This is a genomic window from Mesorhizobium sp. M0239, assembly GCF_040321815.1.
Taxonomy (GTDB): Bacteria; Pseudomonadota; Alphaproteobacteria; order Rhizobiales; family Rhizobiaceae; genus Mesorhizobium.
In genome coordinates this window covers 137,919-163,867 of the sequence record NZ_JAMYSG010000004.1, presented here as the reverse complement: position 1 = coordinate 163,867, position 25,949 = coordinate 137,919, and the positions used below count along the sequence as shown (strand labels likewise).

Annotated in this window: 23 protein-coding genes and 1 pseudogene; 5 read left to right on the top strand and 19 right to left on the bottom strand. The window is 64.0% G+C overall.

Annotated features, from left to right (window positions below):
• Genes ocd through NKI99_RS05260 form a run of 7 tightly spaced genes read right to left on the bottom strand, consistent with a single transcriptional unit; the run spans position 1 to position 7,540 of the window.
• On the bottom strand, positions 1-1,047 hold the full coding sequence (gene ocd / locus NKI99_RS05290) for an ornithine cyclodeaminase (RefSeq protein WP_352610024.1): 1,047 nt from the start codon (positions 1,045-1,047) through the stop codon (positions 1-3).
• Positions 1,048-1,076: 29 nt separating this feature from the next.
• The gene (locus tag NKI99_RS05285; protein WP_352610021.1) at positions 1,077-1,706 is read right to left on the bottom strand and encodes an FMN-binding negative transcriptional regulator; all 630 of its coding nucleotides are present in this window, start codon (positions 1,704-1,706) and stop codon (positions 1,077-1,079) included.
• Positions 1,707-1,710: 4 nt separating this feature from the next.
• Positions 1,711-2,592 carry a branched-chain amino acid ABC transporter permease gene (locus NKI99_RS05280; RefSeq protein ID WP_352610019.1) on the bottom strand — a complete coding sequence of 294 codons (882 nt, stop codon included), beginning with the start codon at positions 2,590-2,592 and terminating at the stop codon, positions 1,711-1,713.
• A gap of 5 nt (positions 2,593-2,597) precedes the next feature.
• The gene (locus NKI99_RS05275; protein ID WP_023809058.1) at positions 2,598-3,302 is read right to left on the bottom strand and encodes an ABC transporter ATP-binding protein; all 705 of its coding nucleotides are present in this window, start codon (positions 3,300-3,302) and stop codon (positions 2,598-2,600) included.
• Positions 3,303-3,306: 4 nt separating this feature from the next.
• Positions 3,307-4,473: an ABC transporter substrate-binding protein gene (locus NKI99_RS05270; protein ID WP_023809059.1), complete on the bottom strand. Its 1,167-nt coding sequence runs from the start codon at positions 4,471-4,473 to the stop codon at positions 3,307-3,309.
• A 44-nt stretch (positions 4,474-4,517) separates the two neighbouring features.
• Positions 4,518-6,359 carry a branched-chain amino acid ABC transporter ATP-binding protein/permease gene (locus tag NKI99_RS05265; RefSeq protein ID WP_245486042.1) on the bottom strand — a complete coding sequence of 614 codons (1,842 nt, stop codon included), beginning with the start codon at positions 6,357-6,359 and terminating at the stop codon, positions 4,518-4,520.
• Between the two features lie 14 nt (positions 6,360-6,373).
• The gene (locus NKI99_RS05260; RefSeq protein WP_023809061.1) at positions 6,374-7,540 is read right to left on the bottom strand and encodes an NAD(P)/FAD-dependent oxidoreductase; all 1,167 of its coding nucleotides are present in this window, start codon (positions 7,538-7,540) and stop codon (positions 6,374-6,376) included.
• Positions 7,541-7,685: 145 nt separating this feature from the next.
• Here NKI99_RS05260 and NKI99_RS05255 point away from each other — a divergent pair, with 145 nt between their 5' ends.
• From NKI99_RS05255 to NKI99_RS05235, 5 genes and pseudogenes are all read left to right on the top strand, one after another.
• Positions 7,686-8,624, top strand: a complete 939-nt coding sequence (locus NKI99_RS05255) for a MurR/RpiR family transcriptional regulator (RefSeq protein ID WP_023809062.1) — start codon at positions 7,686-7,688, stop codon at positions 8,622-8,624.
• The gene (locus NKI99_RS05250; RefSeq protein ID WP_023809063.1) at positions 8,621-9,268 is read left to right on the top strand and encodes a cysteine hydrolase family protein; all 648 of its coding nucleotides are present in this window, start codon (positions 8,621-8,623) and stop codon (positions 9,266-9,268) included. The genes NKI99_RS05255 and NKI99_RS05250 overlap by 4 nt, the downstream gene beginning before the upstream one ends.
• Positions 9,265-10,587 carry a type I glutamate--ammonia ligase gene (locus NKI99_RS05245; protein ID WP_352440721.1) on the top strand — a complete coding sequence of 441 codons (1,323 nt, stop codon included), beginning with the start codon at positions 9,265-9,267 and terminating at the stop codon, positions 10,585-10,587. Before NKI99_RS05250 ends, NKI99_RS05245 begins: the two co-directional genes overlap by 4 nt.
• Complete coding sequence (locus NKI99_RS05240; RefSeq protein WP_352440722.1) at positions 10,587-11,354, top strand: N-formylglutamate amidohydrolase; 768 nt, start codon at positions 10,587-10,589, stop codon at positions 11,352-11,354. The genes NKI99_RS05245 and NKI99_RS05240 overlap by 1 nt, the downstream gene beginning before the upstream one ends.
• Positions 11,351-12,666 (top strand): annotated as a pseudogene (locus NKI99_RS05235) (aspartate aminotransferase family protein). The gene NKI99_RS05240 and the pseudogene NKI99_RS05235 overlap by 4 nt, the downstream one beginning before the upstream one ends.
• A 169-nt stretch (positions 12,667-12,835) precedes the next feature.
• Here the strand turns inward: NKI99_RS05235 and curA are convergent.
• From curA to NKI99_RS05175, 12 genes are all read right to left on the bottom strand, one after another.
• Complete coding sequence (curA, locus tag NKI99_RS05230) at positions 12,836-13,855, bottom strand: NADPH-dependent curcumin/dihydrocurcumin reductase (RefSeq protein ID WP_352610017.1); 1,020 nt, start codon at positions 13,853-13,855, stop codon at positions 12,836-12,838.
• Positions 13,856-13,879: 24 nt separating this feature from the next.
• A complete protein-coding gene (locus NKI99_RS05225) occupies positions 13,880-15,202 on the bottom strand; it encodes an LLM class flavin-dependent oxidoreductase (RefSeq protein ID WP_352553652.1) in 1,323 nt (440 codons plus the stop codon).
• Positions 15,203-15,368: 166 nt separating this feature from the next.
• On the bottom strand, positions 15,369-16,451 hold the full coding sequence (locus NKI99_RS05220; RefSeq protein ID WP_032908639.1) for an amino acid ABC transporter permease: 1,083 nt from the start codon (positions 16,449-16,451) through the stop codon (positions 15,369-15,371).
• On the bottom strand, positions 16,448-17,596 hold the full coding sequence (locus tag NKI99_RS05215; protein WP_352553657.1) for an amino acid ABC transporter permease: 1,149 nt from the start codon (positions 17,594-17,596) through the stop codon (positions 16,448-16,450). Before NKI99_RS05215 ends, NKI99_RS05220 begins: the two co-directional genes overlap by 4 nt.
• Before the next feature lie 58 nt (positions 17,597-17,654).
• Positions 17,655-18,686, bottom strand: a complete 1,032-nt coding sequence (locus NKI99_RS05210; protein ID WP_352610015.1) for an amino acid ABC transporter substrate-binding protein — start codon at positions 18,684-18,686, stop codon at positions 17,655-17,657.
• Positions 18,687-19,119: 433 nt separating this feature from the next.
• Positions 19,120-20,139 (bottom strand): isopenicillin N synthase family dioxygenase, encoded by a 1,020-nt coding sequence (locus NKI99_RS05205; protein WP_128302598.1) that lies wholly within the window; start codon positions 20,137-20,139, stop codon positions 19,120-19,122.
• A gap of 2 nt (positions 20,140-20,141) precedes the next feature.
• A complete protein-coding gene (locus NKI99_RS05200) occupies positions 20,142-20,480 on the bottom strand; it encodes a hypothetical protein (protein WP_352610013.1) in 339 nt (112 codons plus the stop codon).
• Positions 20,477-21,268: an ABC transporter ATP-binding protein gene (locus tag NKI99_RS05195; RefSeq protein ID WP_352610011.1), complete on the bottom strand. Its 792-nt coding sequence runs from the start codon at positions 21,266-21,268 to the stop codon at positions 20,477-20,479. The genes NKI99_RS05200 and NKI99_RS05195 overlap by 4 nt, the downstream gene beginning before the upstream one ends.
• Positions 21,262-22,263 (bottom strand): ABC transporter permease, encoded by a 1,002-nt coding sequence (locus NKI99_RS05190; RefSeq protein WP_352610009.1) that lies wholly within the window; start codon positions 22,261-22,263, stop codon positions 21,262-21,264. Before NKI99_RS05190 ends, NKI99_RS05195 begins: the two co-directional genes overlap by 7 nt.
• 11 nt (positions 22,264-22,274) lie before the next feature.
• The gene (locus NKI99_RS05185) at positions 22,275-23,309 is read right to left on the bottom strand and encodes an ABC transporter substrate-binding protein (RefSeq protein ID WP_023809077.1); all 1,035 of its coding nucleotides are present in this window, start codon (positions 23,307-23,309) and stop codon (positions 22,275-22,277) included.
• 60 nt (positions 23,310-23,369) lie between these two features.
• Complete coding sequence (locus NKI99_RS05180; protein ID WP_023809078.1) at positions 23,370-24,695, bottom strand: O-acetylhomoserine aminocarboxypropyltransferase/cysteine synthase family protein; 1,326 nt, start codon at positions 24,693-24,695, stop codon at positions 23,370-23,372.
• A gap of 29 nt (positions 24,696-24,724) precedes the next feature.
• The gene (locus NKI99_RS05175) at positions 24,725-25,777 is read right to left on the bottom strand and encodes an isopenicillin N synthase family dioxygenase (protein ID WP_023809079.1); all 1,053 of its coding nucleotides are present in this window, start codon (positions 25,775-25,777) and stop codon (positions 24,725-24,727) included.
• Positions 25,778-25,949: the final 172 nt, after the last annotated feature.

Below are 25,949 nucleotides of genomic sequence, written 5' to 3'. Positions count from 1 at the left end.
TCAACCCTGCTGGGCCGCCCGCAGCAGCATGCCGAACAGGTCGCGCGGCTCGTCGGGGTCGGCCAGCATGTCGAGTTCCTGATAGAGGCCGGTCGAGCGCAGTTGATCCCTGACGTAACGCAGTGCCGAAAAATCCTCGATGGCGAAACCGACCGAATCAAACAGCGTGATCTGCCCGGGATCGCGCCGGCCTTGCACGGCGCCTGACATCACCTGCCACAGCTCGGTCACCTTGTGATCTGGTGCAAGCTGCTGGATCTCGCCCTCGATGCGGGTCTGCGGCGGATATTCGACGAAGATGTCGGAGCGCAGCAGGATATCGCGGTGCAGTTCGGTCTTGCCGGGACAGTCGCCACCGACGGCGTTGATGTGCACGCCGGAGCCGACCATGTTGTCGGTGAGGATGGTGGCGTACTGCTTGTCGGCGGTGACGGTGGTGATGATGTCGGCCCCTTCTACCGCCTCTTGCGCGGTGCCGCAGGCGACCATGTCGAAGCCGAGGCCGGCCAGATTGCGGATGCATTTTTCGGTGGCCTTGCGATCGATGTCGTAAAGCCTCAGCCTGTCGACGCCGAGCAGCGCCTTGAAGGCTACCGCCTGGAATTCGGCCTGAGCGCCGTTGCCGATCAGCGCCATGCAGTCGGAGCCAGTCGGCGCCAGGTACTTGGCGGCCAGGGCCGACATCGCCGCCGTGCGCAGCGCGGTCAGGATGGTCATTTCCGACAGCAATACGGGGTAGCCATTGTGGACATCGGCGAGCATGCCGAAGGCGGTCACCGTCTGGCGGCCCTCGCGCATGTTCTTGGGGTGCCCGTTGACATATTTGAAGCCATAGACCTCGCCGTCGCTGGTCGGCATCAGCTCGATGACGCCTTCGGCGCTGTGCGAGGCGACGCGCGGCGTCTTGTCGAACAGTTCCCAGCGGCGGAAATCGTCCTCGATGTAGCCTGAGAGTTCGACGAGGAAGCGCTCGACGCCGATCTTCAGCACCAGCTTCATCATGTGGTCGACGCTGACGAAGGGGACGATGTTGAGATTGGGAATCATTTTTTCTTGTCCTTGCCGCATGCAGCCGGTCAGTCCTGGCGATGCGCGTTGTGCGTCTTCATCATCGTTGCCAGCGCAGGGTCATTTTGCTCCAGCGCCCTGATGGCTCCGCCTGTGTCGTAGAGGCGCTCATCCTGACCCATCTTGAACTTGGCCTCGAGCCGATCGATCGGCAGGTCAAACCCTATGATACCAGGTATGCGCCGCTCCATGCCGCCAGGGCCGAGCTCGCGCATGCGCCAGCGATCCTCGCGATCTTTCTCCAGCACGTCGACAAGCTGCAAGAGATGCCGGGCGGTGGCATGATCGTCGAGCGGAACCGGATGCCCATGGCAATGCACGACAGCAAAATTCCAGGTCGGCGCGCTGTCGCGCACCGGATTGCGCGGATACCAGGACGGCGAGATGTAACCATGCGGACCGTGGAAGATGGCGGCCGTCTCCCTGCCTCCGCTGATCAAGGTGCTGTGCGGATTGGCCCTGGCGAGATGCGAGACCAGCGTTCCGTTTTCACCACGCGCGCGATCGAGCACGAAGGGAAGATGCGAGACGGCAAGGCCCTGCGGTCCCGCTGTCACCACCGTGGCAAAGGCCGCGGCCTCGATCAGGCCGAACACCTCGTCGCGCGACAGCGGCGCAAATTCAGGCTTTGTATACATCAGGTCAGCTTCGCTGAGCGCGAACCGCCGGGATCAGGCCTTGCGGGCGAACCAGCAGTACCGCGATGACCCCCGACAGCACGATGGCATCGCGGTAGGGCGCGATCGCTCCCGGAAGCGTCGCCTGCAACAAAACCTCGATGATGCCGAGCAGAAAACCGCCGGCGACAGCACCGGGCAAGCTGCCGAGCCCGCCGACGACGGCGGCGATGAAGGCCTTCAGCACCGGCGTAAAGCCCATCAGCGGATCGACTGAGGCACGCTGCGCCACCCACAGCATGGCCGCCAGCCCGGCAAGCAGGCCGGAGAGCAGGAAGGCGGTGGCGATGATGCGGCTGGCCGGAATGCCCATCAGGCGCACGACGTCGAAATCTTCCGCCGCGGCGCGCATCGCCGTGCCGGTCACCGAGCGGCAAAGGAAGACTTCCAGCGCAATCAGCGCCAGTGCGGAGACGACGATGGAGATGCTGGGACCGACGCCGATGGTGAAATCGCCGAAGGAGAAGGCGCCGGTCATCCAACCGGGCATGGCGACAGCTTGCGGCCGCGCCGAAATGCCGTTCTGGAATACGACCTTCAACAGGCTGGAGACGGCAAAGCTGGTCAACAGCAGGCTGGTGACGCTGGCGCCGCGCATCGGCCTGAAGGCGATACGCTCCATGGCGACAGCGGCGAGCGCGCCGCAGGAGACGGCGACAAGCACGGCTACCGGGAAGGGAAAGCCGAGCACCAGCGAGGCCAGAAGCGCGTAGCCCGACAGCGTCATCAGCTCGCCATGGGCGAAGTTGATGAGGCCGACGATGGAAAAGACGATCGCCAGCCCGAGCGCCAGCAGCGCATAGACGCCGCCGAGGCTCACCGCATTGATGATCTGCTGCGCGATCATGCTTCTCAAGCTCCCAAATAGGCCTGGCGGACGAGGTCCGAGGAGGCGAGTTCTTTTGCCGTGCCGGCCAGCACCACTTCGCCATTGGCGAGCACGACGGCGCGGTCGGCGATTTCGAGCGCCAGCGCCACATTCTGTTCGACCAGAAGGATGGTCAGGCCCTTGCGGCGCAGTTCGGCGATCAGGTCGAAGACGGTGTCGATCAGTTGCGGGGCAAGGCCGAGCGAGGGCTCGTCGAGCAGGATCATGCGCGGCTTGCCCATCAGCGCGCGGGCGATGGCCAGCATCTGCTGTTCGCCGCCCGACAGATTGCCGCCCTTGACGCGATGGTAGCGGCGCAGGATCGGGAACAACTCCAGCATCTCCTCCTCGCGCAGCCTTGCCTCGGCCGCCGGCTGATGCACCGCGCCGCCGAGACGCAGATTGTCGGCCACCGTCAGGCTGGCGAAGATACGGCGGCCTTCGGGAACCAGCGCGACGCCCTTGCGGGCTATCGCCTCCGGCGCCAGGCCGGTGATGTCGACACCGTCGAAGACCACCTTGCCGGATGCCGCCGGCACCAGCCCGGCGACGGCGCCGAGCGTCGAGCTCTTGCCGGCGCCGTTGGCGCCGACCAGCGCGATGATCTCGCCGCTGCCGACGGTGAGGTCGACGCGGCGTACCGCCTCGACCTCGCCGTACCGGATTTTCAGGGCTTCGACGCTCAGCATGACATCACGGCGCGGGAACGTCGGCAGCGTCGGGGATCAGTGTCTGGACATGCTTGCCCTCGCCGCCCTCGTAGCGCATCAGCGCCACTGGCCGCAACGGCATGCGATCGGTGCCGGCATAGGTGATCTTGCCGGTGATGCCTTCGAAATCCTTGAGGCCGGCGATGGCGTCGCGGATCGCCTTCGGGTCGTCGGAGCCGGCCGTCTTGACCGCCTGGTCGAGGATCAGGCCGATCTCGTAGCCATTGACCTCATAGGTCGATTCCGGTGCGTGGCCGGCATATTTGGTGAAGGCGGCGTTGAAGGCCTCTAGCTTGCTGCCCGGCTCGGCATAGCCGGCCGCGGTGTAGACGACGCCGTCGACCAGCTTGCCGAGCGCCTTGATGGTCGGGGTGCCGATGGCATCGGCGCCATAGACCGGGATGGTGACGCCGGCGCCGCGCAATTGCTGGATGAAGGCCGGGAAATCCGGCTCGTAGGCCGCCGTCATGATCAGGTCGGGCTTGTCGGCCAGGCCCTTGATGTTGGTGATCTCGGCGGAAAAGTCGGGCTGGCCCATGCTGAAGGTGCCGCGGCCGACAATGGCGCCGCCCTTCTTCTCGAACACTTTGCCGAAATATTCCGGCAGATTGGCGGTGTAGGTGGAGTCCGGCGAGGTCAGCAGGAACACCTTCTTCTTGCCTTCGGAGACGGCAAAGTCGGCGACCGCCGTCGCCTGCACATTGTCGGCCGGATAGGTGCCGAACATGACGTCGCCGACCGCGCCGGTCAGCACCGGGGCGGAGCCGCACAGCGTCAGGGTCGGAATGCCGAGCGGCTGGGTGAGCTGGCCGGCGGAAATCGAGGGATCGGCATCGCACGGCGTGATCATGATCTTGGCGCCGGCGTCGATCAGCTCCTGGGCGACGGTGGCGGTCTGCGCGGTATCGGAGCGCGTGTCCTTGATCAAAAGCTTGACGGTGTATTTGCCGCCGAGCCCGCCCTTGGCGTTGAGTTCGTCGAGCGACATGCGCAGGCCGGCAAGTGCCGGCTGGTCGTAAGGGGCAAGGCCGCCGGTCTGCGCGGTCGCGGCACCGATGATGATCTCCTCGGCGCTGGCCGTCGAAATGGCGGCGATGCCGAACACGGCAGCGCACAGGGCGGCGCGATGGAGGCGATAGAGGCTTGGCATGTCGGTTCTCCTTCTGGATTTTTATGATTGGTTGTCGTTGCAGGTCATGCGGTCTGGTTTTCAGCTGTTGCGGTCTTAGCACGCGCCGTGCGGCTGCCGAGATAGGCGGCGATCACGGCGGGGTTCTTCTGGACGTCGCCGGGCGTGCCGTCAGCGATGACGCGGCCATGATCGATGACGACGATGCGCTCGCACAAATTCATCACCAGCCGCATGTCGTGTTCGATCAGCACGACGCCGATGCGGCGCTCCGCGCGAACCGTCGATAGAATCGAGACCAGTTCGGCGGTCTCGACGGCGTTCATGCCGGCGGCCGGCTCGTCGAGCAGCAGGAAGCGTGGCCTCAACACCAGGGCGCGTGCCACTTCGAGCCGGCGGCGCTGGCCATAGGCAAGCCTGGCGGCCGGCTGATCGGCAAATCTCTCCAGCCCCATGCGCGCAAGCTCGCTCATCGCCGCCGCCTCGGCATGGCCGAGATCAGGTTCCACCTGGCGTGCTGCGACAACGACATTTTCGAGCACCGTCATGTGCGGAAAAACGCGGATGTTCTGGAAGGTGCGGGCAACGCCGGAGCGGGCGAAGCGAAAGGCCGAAGCCTGCCGCACCGCGCCGCCGACAGACACCGTGCCGGTGCTTGGCTGGACATCACCGGCCAGCATGTTGAGCAGCGTGGTCTTGCCGGCGCCATTGGGACCGATAATGCCGGTGATGCTGTCTGTCCCGAAGCTCAAACTGACGTCATCGACGGCAACGACGCCGGCATAGCGGCGCGACAGATGGTCGGCGGTGAGCCGGTCACTCTCGACATGCTGCGGAGGTGCCGCCGAAGCCGTCACGGCCTGGCGTCCCGGCCGGCGCAAAAGGTTGAGCTCACGCTCGCCGAACAGACCGGTCGGGCGTCGCCAGATGACCAGGATCATGGCGATGGCCAGCACGCCCTGGGTCAAGCCGAACAGGACAGGCAGATGCAGGCCGAGCACCTCGCCGCCGCCCTCGAAGCGGCGCACCACTTCGACCAAAACGATGGTGACGATGACGCCGGCGAAAGCGCCGAGCGACGAGGTCATGCCGCCGACGATCAGCATGGCGAGCATGGTGAAGCCGAGGTCGAAATAGAAATCGCGCGGCGAAAACGCGCCAAGGAATTGCGCCATCATGGCGCCGGCGGCCATGGCGGCGACGACGCCCGCCACCCAGGCGGCCAGACGCGCCGTGCGCTGGTCGACGCCGACGGCGGCCGCACCACGCTCGTCATTGGCGGCGGCGCGGGTGGCAAGGCCGAAGGAGGTTTCGCGAAACAACCTCGCCGCCACCAGCGCCACCGAAGCGACAGCGGCAGCCGTCCACAGCCCGACCTCGCGCGGCACGCCGTAAAATGGCTGGCTGCCGCGGGTGATTTCGCGTCCGGCGACCAGCAGCGTGTAGACGATGATCAGCATGGCAAGCGTTGCGATCGAAGCGCTCGATCCGGAAAGCCTGAGCAGCGGCGTGCCGGTCAACAGGCCGACGATGACCGCGAGAGCAAGGACGACGGCCAGCGCCGCGACAAAGGAGAGTTGATGGCCTGCGAGGAATTGCGGCAGGTCGCGCAGCGCCGTTCGCTGCAATGCGGTCGGCATGGTGAGGATGCCCGTAGCGTAGGCGCCGAGGCCGACAAAGGCGGCCTGGCCGAACGAGACGATGCCGCTGTTGCCGGAGAATATCTGCAGGCCAAGCACCGCCGTCAGCATGATCGCTGCATAGGTGACCACACGTTGCATGGCGGCGCTGCCGAAGACAAAGGCGGCAAGCGCCACCAGCAGCAGCACCGCGACCATGCACAGGGCATCGGCGGTGGCGTTGCGAAACGCGGCCGGCATGAGGCCGCGTGAGTTGCTCTCGCTCATCGTCGGCGACGCCATCACGCGGCCCTGAAGCGATCGGGCGAAAACGGCGCCAGGATCGGCTGTGCTCCCTCGGTGACCAGCCTGGCCACGGCCTCGCCGACGGCTGGACCGGTCTTAAAGCCGTGGCCGGAGGATCCGGCAGAAACGACCAGCCCTTCGACCCCAGGCATGGCGCCGATGACAGGCAGATCGTCGGGGCTCATGTCGTAGAGCCCGGCATAGCCGGGGCGGATGCCAAGTTCGGCCATGGCCGGCAAGCGGGTGGCGAAGGTCTCCAGGATCTCGACCGATTCAGCTTCCTCGACACCTTCCATGTAGTTGTCGGGATTTTCGACAAGGCGCGGACGGCCTGCATGCTCATGGCGCAGGCCGGTGCCGCCGCCGGCCCAGGTGCCGGCCAGGATGACGCCGTCATTGTCGGGCCGTGCATAGTTGCAGGAAATGTCGTCGCACCAGGCGAACGGCATGACCTGCCTTGCCTTGCCGGCAGCGTCCAGCACGGCCATCGGATGGCGCTCGACATGCAGCGGCAGATCGAGGCCCACTGTCGCCAGCAGCCGGCGCGTCCATGGCCCGGCGGCCAGGACGACGGTACCGGCTTCCAGCACCGTTCCATCGGTCAAGGTGACGCCGGTGATGCGGTCGCCCTGCCGCTGGAGGCTCTCGACCAACGTGTTCTGCATGATCCCAGCACCGTTGGCGCGGGCGGCACGGGCGATGGCGTTGGTGGCGCCGAAGGCATCGGCGTAGCCATATTCCGGCTCCCACAGCGCCATTGCGACATTGTCCAGGACAAAGCCGGGTGCCGCGTCGGCAAAGGCCTGCGGCGACAATGTCTCGATGCGCGCGCCCTCGCCGCGGATGCGTTCGGCTGCCGCCGTCCAACTCACCTTGTTGTCGTTGCCGCAGACCCACATCATGCCGATTTCGGTGACAAAGGATCCTTCGCCCGCGATTTCCGGCAGCGACACCAGGATCTCTCGGCCACGGATGGACAGCTGCGACAGTTCCGGCATCAGGTAGAAGGCGTGCAGCAGCGCCGACGATTTGCCCGACGGGCCGCCGGCGGGGTGGGTCTGCTCGACCAACGTGACCTTCACACCGGCCTTGGCCAGATGATAGGCGGCGCTCGATCCGACAATACCGGCACCGACGACGATGACGTCGCTTCCGTTTCGCATGGCTGTTCCCCACAGTCTCTTGGCTGCTTTCCGACAAGGTAGGGCCAGCGATCACACAATGTCAACATCTCTTCATTGTTGACCAAGATTTAAATCTCTGTAATAAACTCGACAAAACAAGAGAACATGGATTTCGGGGAGGCCCATGGCGATACGCGATGTTCTGATGCGCGGGGATCTTGCGCTGACGCCGTCGGAAGAGAAGATCGTCCGGCTGCTGTTGACGGACTATCCGACCTCCGGCCTCGGCACCGCTTCGTCGCTTGCGCGGCGCGCTGGCGTCAGCGATCCGACCGTGGTGAGGCTGGTCGTAAAACTCGGCTATGAAGGGTTTCCGGATTTCCAGGCGAAGCTTCTGGCCGAAGTCGAGGCAAGACTGCACTCGCCGCTGCTGATGATGGAGGCCAAGCGGCAGAGCGGTTCCAACGACAGCGCCGTGCTGGCCTATCTCGATAGCGTCACCACGGCCTTGCAGAAAGCCACCGCCGCGACACCCATCCAGACATACGAACGGGCGGCCCGCCTGCTGATGGAGGTCAAGGGCGAGGTCGTGCTGGTTGGCGGCCGGTTCAGCCGCCACATCGCCGGCATGCTGGCCGGCTATCTCGTGCAGTTTCGCTCCGGGGTTCGCGATCTTGGTGTGCTCTCCCCGCAGACCTTCGACACGCTCGCCGACCTCGACCGCCGCGACGTGCTCGTCGTGTTCGACTATCGCCGCTATCAGCTTGATGTGATGGCCTATGCGAGCCAAGCGGCGGCGCTCAATGTGCGCATCGTCCTGTTCACCGACCAATGGCTGTCGCCGATATCAGATCTCGCCGAAGTCACCATCGTCAGCCCGCTCGAAGTCGCCTCGCCCTACGACACGCTGGCGCCGGCGATCGCCCAGATGGAGGCGCTGGTCGCCCATATCGTTTCGACGCTGGGCGACGAGGCCCGCGCCCGCATCGAGCGGCTCGAAAGGGTGCGACATGCCAATGCCGTGACGCTCGACAGCGACCCGCAAGAGAACGGCGCGCGCAAGATACCCGGACCCCGCAAGACGCCGGGACCCAAATCAGCAAAGCAGGACGACAAAGCATGACCCAGGCCCTACCCAAACGAGACGAAGCCTTCCGTGCCGGCGAAACGGCACTGCTGCTCGTCGACATGCAGCGCATCTGGCTGGAGCCGGGCGCCGATCCGTCGCATCCGGAGCGTGGCCCCGATCACTATTTCTACCGGCAGACATCCTCGCGGACGATCCCCAACCAGGAGCGCCTGCTGGCCGCGGCGCGGGCCAATGGCGTCGAGGTGCTGCACACCATCATCCAGAGCCTGACCGAAGACGGCCGCGACCGCTCGCTCGACCACAAGCTGACGCCGATCCATATTGCACCCAGCCTCCCCGAGGGACTGCCGGTGGCATCGCTGGCGCCGGTTGGCGACGAGATCATGCTGCCGAAGACGTCGTCGGGCATCTTCAATTCGACCAATGTCGACTATCTCCTCAAGAACCTCGGCATCCGCTATCTCGTCGTGGTCGGCGTGCTGACCGATCAATGCGTCGACATGGCGGTGCGCGACGGCGCCGACCGCGGCTATCTCGTCACCTGCGTATCGGATGCTTGCGCCACCATCACCCAGGAACGCCACGACATCGCGCTCAAGGCCTTCGGCGGCTACTGCTGGGTGGCCGACACCGACACGGTCGTCGACCGCTTCAACGCTTTGGGAAAACCGGCATGACATCGACCGTCGAGCCTCTGGTTGCCGTCGTCACCACGGATCTCTCCGCCGTCACGCGGGGCCGTTTCGTTGCCGAAAGCAAGTTGCAGAAGACCGCCACGACCGGGGTCGGCTGGCTGCAGGCCAATCTGTCGCTGACGCCGTTCAACTCGATCGTCGATCCCAACCCCTGGGGCTCGTCGGGCGACCTGCGGCTGATCCCCGATCTCAAGGCGCGCTTTCGCACGACACGCACCGGATCGGCGACGCCGTTCGACATGGTCGCCGGCGACATCGTCGAGCTCGACGGCAGCCCATGGCTCGGCTGCACCCGCACGATGCTCAAAGAGGCGTCGGCCGATTTGAAAGCCGCGACCGGCCTGTCGGTCATCGCCGCCTTCGAGCATGAATTCAACGTCGCCGACGGCGGCTTCGCGCCGGCGCATTCGATGTCTTTCGCCGCGCTCAGGCGAACCGACCCCTTCGCGCCCAACCTGATGGCGGCGCTGGAGGAGGCCGGCGTCGCACCCGAAGTGGTCATCGCCGAATTCGGCGACGAGCAGTTCGAGGTGACGCACGAGCCGGCGGACGCGCTGACGGCAGCCGACCGCGCCGTCGCCATCCGCGAAATCACGCGCGAACTGGCGCGCAATGCCGGCTGGCGTGCGAGCTTCGCGCCCAAAACCGCGCCAACTGCCGTCGGCAACGGCGTCCACATCCATTTCAGCTTCGTCGACGAGGCCGGCAAGCCGGTGACATACGATCCGGCACTGGCGGGCGGCCTTTCCGCCAAAGCCGGCGCCTTCTGTGCCGGCGTGCTGCGCCATCTGCCTGGAATGACCGCGATGACGGCGTCGAGCGTGTCGTCCTTCTACCGGCTGAAGCCGCACAGCTGGAGTTCGTCCTATACCTGGCTCGCCGACCGCGACCGCGAGGCGTCGCTGCGCATCTGCCCGACAGTGACGATGGGGGGGCGCGATCCGGCGCGGCAGTACAATATCGAGTACCGGGCGGCGGACGCCACCGGCAATCCCTATCTGTCGCTGGCGGCGATTATCCGCGCCGGGCTGGAAGGGCTGAAGGCGGGCCTGCCGTCGCCACCTTTGGTCACCGGCGACCCGACGCTGATGAGCGAGGCGGAGCGCGCAAGTCTCGGTCTAGTGCGCCTGCCCGAAACCCTGCCCGCGGCACTGGACGCGTTGCTGGCCGACGGCACCGTGACGGGATGGTTCGCGCCTGTCTTCATCGACACTTTCGTCGGCCTCAAACGACATGAAGCCGAGCGTCTTGCCGGTCTCGATCCGGCCTCCATCTGCGATCTCTACCGGACGCTCTATTGATGACCGCACGGACCGAAAAAGATTGGCCGGAGGCCGTCGAGGTCCTCAACGAGCACGGCCGTTCCGATATCGTGCTGTTGTGCGAGCATGCCTCCAACCACATGCCGGCCGAGTATCGACAGCTCGGCCTCGATGCCAATCATCTGCAGCGCCACATCGCCTGGGATATCGGCGCCGCCGAGGTGACCCGCCTGCTGTCCGCGAAGCTCGATTCACCAGCTTTCCTCAGCGGCTACTCCCGGCTGCTGATCGACCTCAACCGGCCGCTCAATACCCAGGGCAGCATTCCGGTGCTGTCGGAAGATACCGGCATTCCCGGCAATGTCGGCATCGACGCGACGGAGCGGACCCGGCGTGCCGAGATCATCTTTTCGCCGTTTCATGACCGGGTGACCGCGCATCTCGACTGCCGGGCACAGGCAGGCCGGCGGACGCGGATCGTGACGATCCATTCCTTCACGCCGGTCTTCCTCGGTGTCAGCAGACCCTGGCATGCCGGCGTGCTGCACGACCAAGCAAGAGATCTCGCCGAAGCGATCCTTTCGGGCCTGCGCACCGACGCCGGGCTCAATGTCGCGGCCAACGTGCCCTATGTGATCAGCCGTGACGCCGACTACGCCGTGCCCATCCATGGCGATGATCGCGGCATCGCCGCCGTCCTCATCGAGATCCGGCAGGACCTTTTGTCGACACGGCGCGGCATCGAGGAATGGGCGGACCGGCTGGCGGCGGCACTGCCGGCACAGAAGGCGGAGAAAGTGTCGTGAGCAATCTCAGCTTGCGCGAACGTGACGCCGCGACCATCGCCCAGATCGGCAAGCTGCGTTTCTCGCCGCTCAGCGTCATCGGCGGCCGGGGCAACCGGCTGATCGAGGAAGACGGCCGCTCCTTGCTCGACCTGTCGGGATCGGCCGGTCCGGCGGTGCTCGGCTACGGCCATCCGGCCATCGTCGAAGCGGTCGAGACGTCGATCCGCGACATGGCCGGCGCCAGCCTGCTGCTCTACCCGAACGAGCCCGCCGTATCGCTGGCGGAGCGGCTGCTGGCGATTACGCCCGGAGAAGGCGAACGGCGCGTCTGGTTCGGCCATTCCGGGTCGGATGCCAACGACTGCGCGGTGCGCGTGCTGCAGGCGGCCACCGGCCGTTCGCGCTTCATCTCGTTCATCGGCTCCTATCACGGAAATCTCTCCGGCTCGATGGGCATCAGCGGCCATACCGCCATGACCCACACGCTACCCCGGCCGGGCGTGCTTCTGCTGCCTTATCCCGATCCGTTCCGACCGAATTTCAGCAGCGACGACGTGCTTGCGCTGCTCGACTACCAGTTCGAGACCACCTGCCCGCCGCATCAGGTCGCGGCGGTGTTCATCGAGCCGTTGATGTCGGATGGCGGGCTGATCGTGCCGCCGCCTGGCTTTCTCAAGGCATTGCAGGAGCGTTGCCGCAGGCACGGCATCAAGATTGTCGTCGACGAGGTCAAGGTCGGGCTCGCTCGCAGCGGCATGATGCACTGCTTCCAGCATGAAGGACTGACGCCGGACCTCGTCGTCTTCGGCAAAGGCATCGGCGGTGGCTTGCCGTTGTCGGCCGTGATCGGCCCTAAGGAGATCATGGACCATGCGCCGGCCTTCGCGCTGCAGACAACCGCCGGCAATCCGGTGGCGACATCGGCCGGAACGCGGTGCTGAAGACGATCGAGACGGACGGCCTGGTCGAGCGCTCGGCGCGGATCGGCATGCTGTTTTCCGACGCGCTGCGAGCCCTTGCCGCCAGGCATGAGATCATCGGTGATGTGCGCGGGCGCGGCCTTGCCATCGGCGTCGAACTGGTCAAGGGCCGCACGACACGTGAGCCGGTTGCGGCGGCGACCACGGCCAAGATCATCTATCGCGGCTATGAGCTGGGTGCAGCCTTCACCTATGTCGGGTTGAAGGCCAATGTGCTGGAGTTCATGCCACCGCTGACGCTGACGGAAGACGAAGTGGCGGAGGGCGTGGCGATCGTCGACCAGGCGATCGCCGACGTCAACGCCGGCGAGGTCTCGGACGCGGACGTCGCCTCCTTCATGATGTGGTGAACAGAAAGGCGCGGCCACGGCTGCGGCAGAAATTGCCTAGAGCAGTTCACCGTTTCACGGAAACGGCGACCCGCTCTAACTCCTTGTTTTTACGCAATCCGGACGGAAAAGCGTTTCACACTTTTCCTGAAATTGCTCGAGGCAGCCCCGACTGATTGTTGCGCAGCAACTATTCCGCGATACGCACGATCAGCTTGCCGAAATTCCTGCCTTCGAGAAGGCCAAGAAAGGCCTGTGGCGCATTTTCGATGCCATCCACGATATCTTCCCTGTATCGAACCCGGCCGGATGCTATCCAGTCGGCCATCTCGCGGTAGAAGGCCGGGCGCTGGTCGACAAATTCGCGCTGGATGAAACCCCTGATCGTCAGGCTGCGGTGCAGCACTTGCTGCATCAATGTCGGCAACCGGTCGGTGCCGGCATCCGCGATGACGTTGTACTGCGCGATCAGCCCGCAGACCGGCACACGCGCAAACTCGTTCAGCAGCGGAAACACCGCGTCCCAGACAGGACCGCCGACATTCTCGAAATAGATGTCGATGCCGCCGGGGCAAGCTGCCTTCAATTGCTCGGCAAAATCGTCGGCCCGGTGATCGACGACCGCGTCAAAGCCCAGCTCGTCTCGCACGAAGGCGCACTTTTCGGCACCGCCGGCAATGCCGACGGCACGCGCTCCCTTGATGCGCGCGATCTGGCCGACGGCCGACCCGACCGCACCGCTGGCGGCCGCCACGACGACCGTTTCGCCAGGCTTCGGCTGTCCGATGGTGAGCAGACCGGCATAGGCCGTGAAGCCCGGCATTCCGAGCACACCCAGTGCGGTCGTGATGGGCGCCGCCGCGGGATCGAGCTTGCGCAGCCCGACACCGTCGGACAGGGCGAAACTCTGCCATCCGGAGTGGGACAGGACGATGTCGCCTTCAGCAAACTCCGGATGGCGAGAGATCATCACACGCGCGACGGTGCCGCCCTCCATCACACCGTCGACATCGACCGGCCTGGCATAGGATCTGGTGGCGTTCATACGACCGCGCATATAGGGATCGAGCGACAGATAAAGAATCTGCAACAGCAGTTCGCGCTCTCCCGGCTGGTCAAGGTCGACCGTCTCGATGCGGAAATGATCCGGCTTCGGCCGGCCTTGCGGTCGCGCCGCGAGCACGATGCGGGTGTTGGACTGGATTGACATGGAGACCTCTCCGCGAAGGATGTTCTACTCGAAAAACCGGTTGGGCGGCCGCTTCAGGCCGAGATTCTCGCGCAGTGTCGACCCCTCATATTGCCGCCTGAAGATGCCTCGCCGTTGCAATTCCGGCACCACTTTCTCGGCAAAATCATCGAGCCCTGCCGGCAGGTAGGGAAACATGATGTTGAACCCGTCGGAGCCCTCGGCAACCAGCCATTCCTCCATCTCGTCGGCGATTGTTTCAGGCGTGCCGACAAAAGCAAGCCCGGAATAGCCGCCCAGCCTTTGCGCAAGCTGCCTAACGGTCAGGTTCTCCTCGCGCGCCAGTTCGATGACGCGCTCGCGGCCACTCTTCGAGGCATTGGTCTCGGGGATTTCGGGCAAGGGCGCGTCGGGATCAAAACCGGACGCATCATGTCCGATCGCGATCGACAGCGAGGCGATGCCGCTCTCGTAATAGACGAGGCTGTCGAGCTTGGCCCGTTTGGCCTGCGCGTCCTCGACGCTGTCGCCGACCACGACAAAGGCACCGGGCAGGATTTTGATGTCGTCGCGCGAGCGGCCAAGTTTCTCCGCACGGCCTTTGACGTCGGCGAAGAAACGCTGCCCCGAGGCGAGATCGGCATGGGCGGCGAAAATGACTTCCGCCGTTTCGGCAGCCAGCTGTCGCCCCGCCTCCGAGGCGCCGGCCTGGACGATGACCGGCCAGCCTTGGATAGGCCGCGCAATGTTGAGCGGACCGCGCACCGAAAGATGCTCGCCCTTATGGTCAAGCACATGCAGCTTTGCGGGGTCGAAATAGAGCCCGCTTTCGGCGTCGCGGATGAATGCATCGTCGGCGAAGCTGTCCCACAGGCCGGTGACGACATCGTAGAATTCCCGTGCCCGCCGATAACGCTCATCATGCTCGACATGCTCGTCGAGGCCGAAGTTCAGCGCCGCGTCAGGGTTGGACGTGGTGACGATGTTCCAGCCGGCGCGTCCGCCGCTGATATGGTCCAGCGAGGCGAAGCGGCGGGCAACATGATAGGGCGCGTCGAACGTCGTCGATGCGGTAGCGACCAGCCCGATATGGTCGGTGACGGCGGCGAGCGCCGACAGCAGCGTGAATGGCTCGAACGACGTGACAGTGTGGCTGCGCCGCAGCGCCTCGATCGGCATGTTGAGAACGGCCAGATGGTCGGCCATGAAGAACGCGTCGAATTTCGCCGCCTCCAGCGTCTGGGCGAAGCGTTTCAGATGCGCGAAATTGAAATTGGCATCGGGATAGGCGCCCGGGTAACGCCAGGCGCCGGTGTGCAGACTGACGGGGCGCATGAAGGCGCCGAGGCGCAATTGTTTTCGTGTCATGTGGCGGATATCTCGGACGTTGGAGATTGAACAAATCTCGACGAGGATCGACCTCCATCAAGGCACGGGGAAGGTATTGCGTTCCCCCGCCACGCGCTTCCGCAGCATTCGCTTCCCCGCCGCCAGCGCAAAATGGCACAGCGCTCCGCCGGCGAGCTTTATGGGCTCAGTGTCGCTGCGACCGGCGCAGATATGTCTCCAGCCAGAGGCTGTAGCGTGAGCCGCCGAAGCACAGCACGAAATAGATCAGCGCAGCGAACAGATAAGCCTCGTCGTAGTAGCCGAGCCACTGCGGATCGGCCGCCGAGGATCGGGCCGCATTGAGCAGGTCGAAAATGCCGATGACGGCAAGCAGCGATGTCGCCAGCAGGAAGCCGATCGCCAGATTGACCATGCCGGGAATGACCAGACGCAGCGCCTGCGGCAGGACAACGAGCTGCATCGTGCGCCAATAGCCGAGGCCAAGCGCGGTCGCGGCCTCGTGCTGGCCCGCCGGTATTGCCTGGAGGCCGGCACGAACGACCTCGGCGACATAGGCCGACCAGAACAGCGTGATCATGATCATCGCCCGGACATTCTTGTCGATCAGCTGGCCATTCGGAATGGCCATTGGCAGGATGAGCATCGCCACATAGAGGATGGCCACCATCGGCGTGCCACGCATCAGTTCGATAAAGGCGATCGCAAGCGTGCGCAGGCCGCCCATGCCGGAACGCCGCGCCAGGGCGAGCAGGATCGCCAGCGGCGTCGCCAGTCCGAAGCAGACCGACCATACGAACAGCGTAACGGCCAGCCCGCCCCACTGGTTCGATGGGACGGCGGGAGGCACCAGCGTGCCGGACATCAGGATCCAGCTGGCGACGACGACGACAGGCCAGGCGACGAGCAATCCCTTGCGCCAAAATCGCGGCTGAGCGGTGATGACGAGGAGCCCCAGCAGCAGCACCATGACGACGAGCGGGCGCCATTGCAGCGCCGGCGGATAGAAGGCGAACAGGATGAAGCGGAATTTCGCCCCCACGAACGCCCAGCATGCGCCGTTGGCGAGTGCACAGTCGGCTGAGGTTCCGGTCCATGTCGCGTCGAATACGCCCCAGCGCAGCAGTGGCGGTACGATCCAGCCCAGCAACGCCACCGTAACCAGGGTGATGACTGAATTGAGCGGGGTGCCGAAAAGCCCGATCTTCAACGTCCGCAGCGTTGCCGACGATCGCCACGGTCGTAGGTAAACAGCGTCGGAGATGCTCATGTCCTCGCAATTCCTCTGAGAGCGACACGCCGGTTGTAGTGGTTCATGGCGGCCGATACGGACAGGTTGATCGCCAGATAGATGCCTATCAGCAGTGTCAGCGCTTCCAGCGACTGCCCGGTCGTGTTGGCGGTGGTGTTGATGATGCTGACGAGATCAGGGTAGCCGATGGCAACCGCAAGGCTGGAATCCTTGGTCAGGTCCAGGTAGCTGGACGTTGTCAGCGGCGTGATGACGCGCAAGGCCTGCGGCAGCACGACGAGCCGCATGATCTGGCCGCTGTGCAGGCCAAGCGCCCGGGACGCTTCCCATTGGCCACGGTCGACCGACTGGATGCCGGCTCGCACGATCTCGGCGATTGCCGCCGAAAACTTGACCACCAGGCCCGTCAACAGTGCCGTGAATTCCGGCGTCAGATTGTAGCCGCCGCGAATGTTGAAGCCAGCCAGCGCCGGTATCTCCCAGCTCGCACCGGCTCCGGTTAGAGGAAAGGTCAGCACAACGCCAGCCAGCAGCCCCGCGGTTGCGATGCCCAGCCGCCTGGCAGGCAAGCTGCCCTCGCGCCGCGCCCTCCAAAGGAAAGCCATATAGGCCAAGGCGAGGCCGACAAGCAGCCAGAGCGTCGGCGCCGACACACCATGAAAGGCGAGCCCGGGAACGAACACGCCCCGGTTGGTGAGGAAGAAACTGCCGAAGACCGAGAGCGCCTGGCGTGGCGAGGGAAACGATTTTGCCAGCGAAATCCAGAAGAACAGCTGAAGCAGAAGCGGCGTGTTGCGGACGATCTCGACATACCAGCGCACGAGCGCGGCCAGCAACAGATTGCCTGAGAGGCCGGCAACACCGAGAGCAACGCCGAGGATCGTGGCGAGCAGACATCCAAGCGCTGCCACCGTCAGCGTGTTCAGAAGACCGGCCAGGATCGCGCGCGCATAGGGGTCGCCCGCCCTGAAGGCGATCGGCGCCTCGCCGATCTCGAAATTCGCCGGCCTGCCGAGGAAGTCGAACCCCGGCGTGATGCCGATGCGCGCCATGGTCGCGGCGGTGTTGTGGCCGAGCAGCCAGAACAGGGCGATGACAGCCGCGATCACCGCGATCTGGGTCAGCGGCCAGTCGCCCCACCACCTGGACAACTTGCGTAACATGCCGGGTCCGTCTGGACCCGGCACGGTTTCGTCCGTCAATGACATTGGCTGAAGGGTCTCAGCGGAACGGCGGTGAGTACAGCAGACCACCGTTGGTCCACAGGCTGTTGTAGCCGCGCTCCCAACCGAGCGGTTTCAGGTTCCGGTCATAGATTTCGCCGTAATTGCCGACAGTCTTGACGATATTATAGGCCCATTTCGGATCGAGGCCGATCGCCTGGGCGAGCGACGGGTCGACGCCGAGAAAGCGCTGGATGGCCGGATCCGGCGATTTCAGGAACTCGTCGACATTCTTGCTGGTGATGCCCCATTCCTCGGCCTGGATGGTTGCGTTGACCGTCCAGTTGACGATTTCGAGCCAGCGGTCGTCGCCACCGGCGATTGCCGGTGCGAGCGGCTCCTTCGACAGCCGCTCGGGCAGGATAATGTAGTCATCGGGCTTCTTCAGCTGGGTGCGCTTGCCAACGAGATCGGACGAGTCCTGCGTGATGGCGTCGACGCGCCCTGTCTCCAGTGCGTTGATGAATTCGCCGGTATCCTCGATCGTCACCGGTGTGAACTTCTTGCCGGTCTTGCGGAAGAAATCGGCGATGTTCAACTCGCCGGTCGTACCGCTCTGAACGCCGATCGTGGCACCGTCCAGGTCGGCAGCCTTGGTGACGCCGAGGTCCTTGCGCACAAGGATGCCCTGGCCGTCGTAGAAAACCGTCGGACCGAAATGGAAGCCGAGCTGGAAGGCACGCGTGATCGTTACCGTCACGCCCGACAGCAGAATGTCGAACTCACCGGCCTGGAGCGCCGGCAGGCGCTGCTGCGGCGAAGAGTTGGTGAACTCCACCTTGTCCGGGTCGCCAAAGACAGTGATCGCCAGGGCGCGTCCATAGTCGGCGAAGAAGCCTTGCCAGCGACCGTTGCTGTCCGGCGAGAAGAAACCGGGTGTCGTGCCGACACCGACCTTGATGGAGCCACGCTCCTTGATCTTGTCGAGCGTCGGGCCCGCATAGGTCGCGGTCGAAAACAATCCCGCCACCACCAGCGTCGTCGCCAGTGCCGTCCTCCAACCGGCGCCAAGCCGCATTGCAATCGTCATGTCAGTCAACTCCTGAGGTTCATTGTTGTCAGCCGATCGCGGAACGTCCCCCGCTCTGTTCGACTGCCCCGAAGTTAACTCTATAATTTTTGTAGACTAAGGAACGGCAATCCAATTTTCTGCCTGTCCGGAAAGCAGATTGCTTCGAAAATGCCCATTGGCGGCGAATGCGAACCTGCACCGTTCCCGAATGTGTTCCCTCGCGAAAGACACGTTCCAGCGCGGCTGAAGAAGAATATCCCGGGACAAAAAAATGGCCGGGCTCGAATACGGCCCGGCCAAAAGAAGGTTAAACCTTCAGAGGGGAACACCGTTCAGCGGAATGGGAGGAAACCGCCGAACGATTTTACCTGTTTGAGCCTATTTTGGTTACTTGGCGACGAATGGAATTCCAAAAATATACAAATGAGCAAAAATTCGTGCTCAGCAGCCGTTACGAGCCCGCGGTTCCGGTCTGGAGGAGATCAGCGTAGTGGCGGCGTGCCACGTCGGGATGTGAACGCAGCCGGCTTTTGAGCACGTTGGTTCCGACATCGCGGAACAACGGGTTGTCGGGATCGCTTGCCGGTCCGCGCGCCTGCGCCGCCAGTTCCTCGGAAAGGCCGAGAAGCGGGATGGTCGCATCGAGCCGCGCGCTGAAGAAGAACGGGACGGAAATCCGCTCGACGCCGGCAGGCGGCGTCACGACGCGGTGCACGGTGGCCCGCAGATAGCCATTCGATGCCAGTTCGAGCAGTTCGCCGATGTTGACGACCAGCGTTCCCGCCAGCGGATCCACATTCACCCAGCTTCCGTCATATTCGACCTGCAGCCCCTTGTTGTCGTCCTGCAGCAGCAGGGTCAGGAAACCGCCATCCTTGTGCGCGCCGACGCCCTGGTCGCCTTCGGTCGCGTCACGGCCGGGATAACGGACGATCTTCATGCGATGGTTGGGCGAGTCCCGGTAGATCGCGTCGAAGGCATCCTCCGGCTGGTCAAGCGACAGCGCGAAGGCCTTCAGCAGCCGAATCGCCACCGCGGTCGCCTTGGCCTGCCATGCAAGCAGTGCCGGCTTGAGCTCCGGCAATGCAGACGGCCACTGGTTCGGTCCCTGCAACCTTGTCCATGGTGCAATTCCAGGTCCCTGCGCTATGGGCTGGCGCTCGACGCCTAAATCGAGTTGCTCACGCCAATCGGCCGCGCCCCTGGTCAGTTCGCCACCGGCGCGGGTGTAGCCGCGGAACTGCTGGGATTTGACCATTTCGATCGCCAGCTTGTCGGCCTCCGGCAGCGCGAAGAACCGGCGCGAGGCATCGAGCACGTCGTCGATCTCCGAGGCGGAAATTCCGTGGCCGCTGAGGTAGAAGAAGCCAACGTCTCGCGCCGCCGTGCGCAGGTCCAGGAGAAAGGTACGATATTCGGAGGCACCTTGTTCGAGACGGCTCAGATCGAGCACCGGCACAATTCTGGGCATGGTCAGGTTCCTTCTTTTTTCTGCTTTGGATTTTGCATGGAGCTCCCCCACAGAAGCGCGAAGCTGGAAATGATCGCTCCGGCCCACAACAGTTCGGGCGAATAGCGCCGGATGCCGAGGAAATGCCAAGTCTTGCACAACGACATGGCAAGCGAGCAGCGGTCAGACGTCTGCAGCAGACATGGCAGGGTGCGCTCGATTGGAAATCCGGTGTTCGACATGACCTGTGCGTAGACGATCGCCCACCAGACGAGAGCAATGAGCGTCAGGACAATTCCCGCCGCTTCCAGCCAGCGCGGCGAAAACAGTTTTCTGACCGATGCCGACGTATTTTCGGTCATGCCGAGAACCCGAGAATCTCGAGGATGTGCTGGCGTTGGGCTACGATGCGCGGATCGTCACGCCGCCGGGGGTAGGGCAGATCGACCGCGACCTCGGCCTTGATGCGTGCCGGGCGCTCGGTCAGCACGATGACGCGCCCGGACAACAGCAGCGCCTCTTCGACATCGTGGGTGACCAGAATGACCGTGTATTCGGCCTGCCGCCAGAGCGCCAAAAGCTCCTCCTGCATGGTCAGCCGGGTGAGTGAGTCCAGCCGGCCCAGCGGCTCATCGAGCAACAGCAGGCGCGGGTCGTTGATCAGGGCACGCGCCAGCGCGGCGCGTTGCGCCATGCCGCCGGACAGCTGGTGCGGAAAGGCGGAGGCGAAAGCCTCGAGCTTGACCAGGCGAAGCGCACCATCGATCCGCTTCTGACTGCCAGGCAGGACGCCGCGCGCTTCCGGCCCGATGGCGACATTGTCGCGAACGGTCCGCCACGGAAACAGCGTCGGGTCCTGAAACACCAGGACGCGCGACGGATCCGGTCTGGCGACGATTGTCCCGTTTGCCAGCACCTCACCGCTGCTTGGCCGTTCCAGCCCTGCCGCCAGCCGCAGCAGGGTCGACTTGCCGCAGCCGGACGGACCGAGCAGCGCCACGAACTCGCCTGGCGCCACGGCCAGGTCGATCTGGCGCAGCACCGGCAAGGGTTGCCCATCCAGATCGTACTGATGCGAGACGCCGAGAAAGTCGACGGAAAGACCGGCAGAGTTATCGACCGCGACGCGAGTGGTGCCGAAGGCTACCATTGTACGACACCCTTCTGCCAAACGAGCAGCCGGTCGCGCGCGACGAACAGCAGCTTGACCAGACCCGAGCAGAGCAATGCCATGACGATCAGCATCGCGTAGACGTTGGCGTAGGCCGAATAGGCCGTCTGGAACTGCAGATACCAGCCCAGACCGTATTTCGCGCCGAGCATTTCGGCGACCACCAGCACGGCAAAGGAATAATACAGCCCCATGAACAGGCCGACGAAGACATGCGGCAGAGCGGCCGGTATCGCCACGCGAAGAACCAGATAGCGGCTGCTGGCGCCAAGCGTACGCGCCACGTCGTAGAAGGAGCGGTTGACCGAGTTGACGCCCGACGCGGTCAGGATCGCGACCGGTATGCCGGATGCAAGCGCGACCAGGAACAGGCTCGCCTGGAACGTCGTCGGGAACAGGAAGAAGGTTGCCGGGATCCAGGCGCTCGCCGGCACGGGGCCGATCAGCTTCAGCACCGGCATGCCCCAATAGGCGAAGTTTTTGGACCAGCCTAGCGCCACGCCGCCAATGAAGCCGACAATGATGCCGCTGAAGAAGCCGATGGTCCACAGCCGCGCGGTGTAAGCGATGCAGATGAGGATGCGTTGCCAGTCGACGATATAGACATGCAGGAGGCCGTGCGGCGGCGTGAAGAATGGTTTCGGCATCCAGCCGAGCTTGGCGGTGATCAACTCCCAGACCGCGAACCAAAGGCCCAGCACAATCAGCCATGGACCGTAGTGCATCAGCCCGCGGCCAAATCCGCCAAGCTTTTCGACGCTGAATGCAAGACCGGCCAGGATCATCGCTCCGGCGACCAGCAGGGCGACGAAGACATCGCGGCTACCCCACGGAACGACATCGGGGAAGGCAATCGTGACAATGGCAGCGAGCAGCCAAGCCGAGGCGGCATAGAGCCCGTGCTTCCACACCGGCCCGGCAGAAGCGGAAGAAACACTCTTTTCGCCTGCGTCCTCGTCGATCGCTGCGCTCATCACCGCAACCGTCAGGCCAGAATGTCGACCGTCACCCGCTGCGCGAGTTCCGCCGGGTCGGTGGTGGGATCGAGCACCTTGATCAGCGACAGATCAGCGGCCGCATGCTTCACCTGATCCTGCAGATCCTTGCCGACCGGATGGTTGTGCAACACCCATGACGCAATCTCGTCGCGGATATCTTCAAAGGGGAAACCCGGGTTGAGATTGTCGACGAACCACTTTGCCACCTCATCTGGATGCGCCGCGGCATATTCGTGGATCTCGATGTCGGCCTCGGCCAACCGCCGGATGGCATCCTTGTTGGCATCCAGGAAAGCCGAATTGACGCCAAGCACACAGCAGACTGCACCTTCGAACGAGCCGGTTTGCGTGTTGGCGACTTCCACAAGGTCGAACTTCTTCTTGTGGGAATAGGCCCACGGATCGAGATGCGCCAGCGCATCGGCCTGACCCTTGCCAACCGTTTCGCCGACCAGATCGAACGGCACGTTGAGCCAGTTCACATCATTTTCGGGATCGAGGCCTGCCTTGGCCAGCGCAACCTGGAAGGAGTGCTTTGGCGGGCTGGCGACGTCATAGGAGACGATGGTCTTGCCCTTCAGACCTTCGAGCGTGGTGACGCCGGAGGCCTCGGACGCCAGCAGCCTTGTACAGCCGCCATGTGAGCCGACGAACAGCTTGACGTCCAGCCCCTGCTCCAGCGGCTTGACCCAGTCATAGAGCAAGCCGGCGCCGGCATCCGTCTTGTTGGTGGCGATCGACTGGATCAGCGTCTGGCCGCTGGCACCTTGATAGTAGAGTTCGATGTCGAGATCATGCCTGGCATAGATGCCCTTCGAAAGGGCGAAGGCGATCGGCGAATGGCAGGCCGCGAACTCGGTCCATGACAACCGCACCTTGGTCGCATTGCCGGCTATGGCGTAGCTGGTCGGCCTGGCGAGCAGGGCCACAGCCGCGGCGCCAACACCGAGTGTGCCGGCGGCGCGCAACACGCCGCGCCGCGAGATCTTCGATGTTGCCCCGATTTTCCTGCTGGAAGTCATTGTACCCTCCTGTGACCGGATCGATGTGGAGCCGACGATTTGTTCGCCAGCAGAAATGCCTCAGGCGGCCTTCAATTCGCGATCGCCGACGGCCTGATCGAGCGCCTGTTCAAGATCGCGAATGATGTCGTCAGGATGCTCGATGCCGACGGAAAGCCTGACATAACCGGGCGTCACGCCGGTCGCGAGCTGCTCTTCCGGCGAAAGCTGCGAGTGGGTCGTGGTCGATGGATGGATAGCCAGCGAGCGCGCATCGCCGATGTTGGCGACGTGATAGAGCAGCTTCAACCCGTTGATGAAGGAACGTCCAGCCTCGCGGCCATCCTTGAGTTCGAACCCGACCAGCGCGCCGTAGCTGCCCTGACGGAAATAGGCGTCGGCCCGGCGCTTGCTCTCGCCGCTTTGGTAGCGTGGGAAGATGACGTTGCTTACCTTTGGATGACCGCGCAGAAACTCCGCCACCTTGATGGCGTTCTCATTGTGTTGACGGAGGCGCAAGGGCAGCGTCTCCAGGCCTTGCAGCAGCTGGAAGGCATTGAACGGGCTGATCGCGGCACCGACGTCGCGCAGAAGCACGGTGCGGATGCGCAGTACATACGCCACCGGTCCAAGCGCTTTGGCCGCCTCGACCCAAACCTTGCCGTGATAGCTTGGATCGGGCTGGTTCAGCGTCGGGAAGCGTTCGGCATGGTCTTCCCATGGGAAGTTGCCGCCATCGATGACGATGCCGCCGATCGAGGTTCCGTGGCCGCCAATGTATTTCGTCGCCGAATAGACCACGACAGCCGCGCCATGGTCGAACGGCCTGATGCTCAGCGGTGCCGCGGTGTTGTCGACGATCAACGGCACGCCGAGCGACCGGCCGATGTCAGCGACTTCCTTGATCGGGAAGACTTGCAGCTTCGGATTGGGCAGCGATTCCGCATAGTAGGCGCGTGTCCGCGCATCGGTGGCACGGCGGAAATTCTCAGGGTCGGACGGATCGACGAACCGTACTTCCACCCCCAGGTGCTTCAGGGTCGCGGCAAAAAGGGCCCAGGTGCCGCCATAGAGATCGGTGGCGGAGACGATGTTGTCGCCGGCGCCGGCAAGGTTCAGCACCGAATAGGCTGAAGCCGCCTGGCCGGAGGACACAAGAAGGGCAGCAGCACCCCCTTCCAGCGCCGCGATGCGGGTCTCCAGCGCATCCTGCGTCGGGTTCGAGACGCGCGTGTAGATATGGCCGATCTCATCGAGGGCGAACAGCCGGTCGGCATGGCCGGTGTCCTGGAACTGGTAAGACGTGGTCTGGTAAATAGGTACGGCAACGGCGCCGGTGGCGGGATCGGCGCGCCAGGAGCCGCCGTGAAGGGCAAGGGTCTCGGGAGAAAGATTTTCCAGGGTCATTTATCGTTCCTTCCTGATGGTTGTGGCGGTCAAGCGACCGGGACAGCTTCGGCGCGTGCCTGGACGGCCAGCAGATCGGCGTGATGGCGCCGCGCGACGTCGGGATGCGAACGCAACCGGCTCTTCAGCGCGTTTTGCCCGGAATTGCGGTAGAGCGGATTCTGCGGATCGCGGGTGACCCCGTTCGCCTGCGCCTTCAGGTGCGGCGCCAAATCCAGGAGCGGAATCTCGGCATCGAACGGAGCGCCGAGGAAGAAGGCGACCGACAGCCGGTCGGTGCCGGCTGGCGGCGTTACGACCCGGTGCACGGTGGCCTTCAGGTAGCCATCGGTCGCCATTTCCAGCAGTTCGCCGATGTTGACGACAAAGGTGCCGGCGCGCGGCTCGGCGTCAATCCAATCGCCATCGGCGCTTTCGACCTGCAGCCCCTTCTGCCTTTCCTGCAGCAGGAGCGTCAGGAAGCCGCTGTCCTTGTGCGCACCGACGCCTTGCTCGCTTTCGGTCGCGTCACGGCCGGGATAGCGGATGATCTTGATGAGGTGGTTCGGCGTGCCGGCATAGATGGCTTCGAAAGCACCCTCATCCTGCTCCAGGACAATGGCAAAGGCTTTCAGCAGGCGCGTCGAAAGATCGGTGAGGCGATCCTGCCACTCCAGCAGAAGCGGCTTCAGCTCGGGCAAGGCGGTCGGCCATTGGTTTGGTCCCTGCAGGCGCGTCCAGGCCGGCAACGAGGCATTGCGCGGCAGCGCCGGTGCCTCCGAGCCGATGTCGACCTGCTCGCGCCAGTCCCTCTGGCCTTTCGTCAGTTCCTGTCCAATCCGGTTGTAGCCGCGGAAATGCGGCGAGTTGACCATCTCTATCTGGAGCTTGTCCTTGTCCGGCAAGGCAAAGAAACGTCGTGACGTGCCAAGCACATCGTCAATCAGCGATTGTGCGATGCCATGTCCGGTCAGGTAAAAAAAGCCAACATCGCGTGCAGCGCGCCGCAGTCCCTCGATGAATTCTTTGCGAGATGCCGGATCGGCTTCATAGCGGGAAAAATCCAGCACCGGAATCGTTTGTTTACCAGCAGAACTGCTCATTTCGACCTCTTGTTTGGTGATCGAAGCGTCGCACCGCAGGCGATGGAAACAAAGAAAACGCCATCCCTTTCGGTGGCAGGTGGGGAAATTCCAGTATCGCTCGGGCAAGACGGACAGCGCGTTTTTGTTAATTCTACAAGATTGGTAGATTTGCCCTGCGACCGGTATCACG

Coding starts and splice junctions, on each gene's coding strand:
- NKI99_RS05245 (WP_352440721.1), top strand. CDS start 9,265: ATGACATCGACCGTCGAGCCTCTGGTTGCCGTCGTCACCACGGATCTC.
- NKI99_RS05200 (WP_352610013.1), bottom strand. CDS start 20,480: ATGACCGAAAATACGTCGGCATCGGTCAGAAAACTGTTTTCGCCGCGC.
- NKI99_RS05195 (WP_352610011.1), bottom strand. CDS start 21,268: ATGGTAGCCTTCGGCACCACTCGCGTCGCGGTCGATAACTCTGCCGGT.
- NKI99_RS05225 (WP_352553652.1), bottom strand. CDS start 15,202: ATGACACGAAAACAATTGCGCCTCGGCGCCTTCATGCGCCCCGTCAGT.
- NKI99_RS05250 (WP_023809063.1), top strand. CDS start 8,621: ATGACCCAGGCCCTACCCAAACGAGACGAAGCCTTCCGTGCCGGCGAA.
- NKI99_RS05260 (WP_023809061.1), bottom strand. CDS start 7,540: ATGCGAAACGGAAGCGACGTCATCGTCGTCGGTGCCGGTATTGTCGGA.
- NKI99_RS05175 (WP_023809079.1), bottom strand. CDS start 25,777: ATGAGCAGTTCTGCTGGTAAACAAACGATTCCGGTGCTGGATTTTTCC.
- curA (WP_352610017.1), bottom strand. CDS start 13,855: ATGTCAATCCAGTCCAACACCCGCATCGTGCTCGCGGCGCGACCGCAA.
- NKI99_RS05280 (WP_352610019.1), bottom strand. CDS start 2,592: ATGATCGCGCAGCAGATCATCAATGCGGTGAGCCTCGGCGGCGTCTAT.
- NKI99_RS05185 (WP_023809077.1), bottom strand. CDS start 23,309: ATGACTTCCAGCAGGAAAATCGGGGCAACATCGAAGATCTCGCGGCGC.
- NKI99_RS05215 (WP_352553657.1), bottom strand. CDS start 17,596: ATGTTACGCAAGTTGTCCAGGTGGTGGGGCGACTGGCCGCTGACCCAG.
- NKI99_RS05180 (WP_023809078.1), bottom strand. CDS start 24,695: ATGACCCTGGAAAATCTTTCTCCCGAGACCCTTGCCCTTCACGGCGGC.
- NKI99_RS05220 (WP_032908639.1), bottom strand. CDS start 16,451: ATGAGCATCTCCGACGCTGTTTACCTACGACCGTGGCGATCGTCGGCA.
- NKI99_RS05265 (WP_245486042.1), bottom strand. CDS start 6,359: ATGAGCGAGAGCAACTCACGCGGCCTCATGCCGGCCGCGTTTCGCAAC.
- ocd (WP_352610024.1), bottom strand. CDS start 1,047: ATGATTCCCAATCTCAACATCGTCCCCTTCGTCAGCGTCGACCACATG.
- NKI99_RS05205 (WP_128302598.1), bottom strand. CDS start 20,139: ATGCCCAGAATTGTGCCGGTGCTCGATCTGAGCCGTCTCGAACAAGGT.
- NKI99_RS05275 (WP_023809058.1), bottom strand. CDS start 3,302: ATGCTGAGCGTCGAAGCCCTGAAAATCCGGTACGGCGAGGTCGAGGCG.
- NKI99_RS05190 (WP_352610009.1), bottom strand. CDS start 22,263: ATGAGCGCAGCGATCGACGAGGACGCAGGCGAAAAGAGTGTTTCTTCC.
- NKI99_RS05255 (WP_023809062.1), top strand. CDS start 7,686: ATGGCGATACGCGATGTTCTGATGCGCGGGGATCTTGCGCTGACGCCG.
- NKI99_RS05285 (WP_352610021.1), bottom strand. CDS start 1,706: ATGTATACAAAGCCTGAATTTGCGCCGCTGTCGCGCGACGAGGTGTTC.
- NKI99_RS05240 (WP_352440722.1), top strand. CDS start 10,587: ATGACCGCACGGACCGAAAAAGATTGGCCGGAGGCCGTCGAGGTCCTC.
- NKI99_RS05270 (WP_023809059.1), bottom strand. CDS start 4,473: ATGCCAAGCCTCTATCGCCTCCATCGCGCCGCCCTGTGCGCTGCCGTG.
- NKI99_RS05210 (WP_352610015.1), bottom strand. CDS start 18,686: ATGACGATTGCAATGCGGCTTGGCGCCGGTTGGAGGACGGCACTGGCG.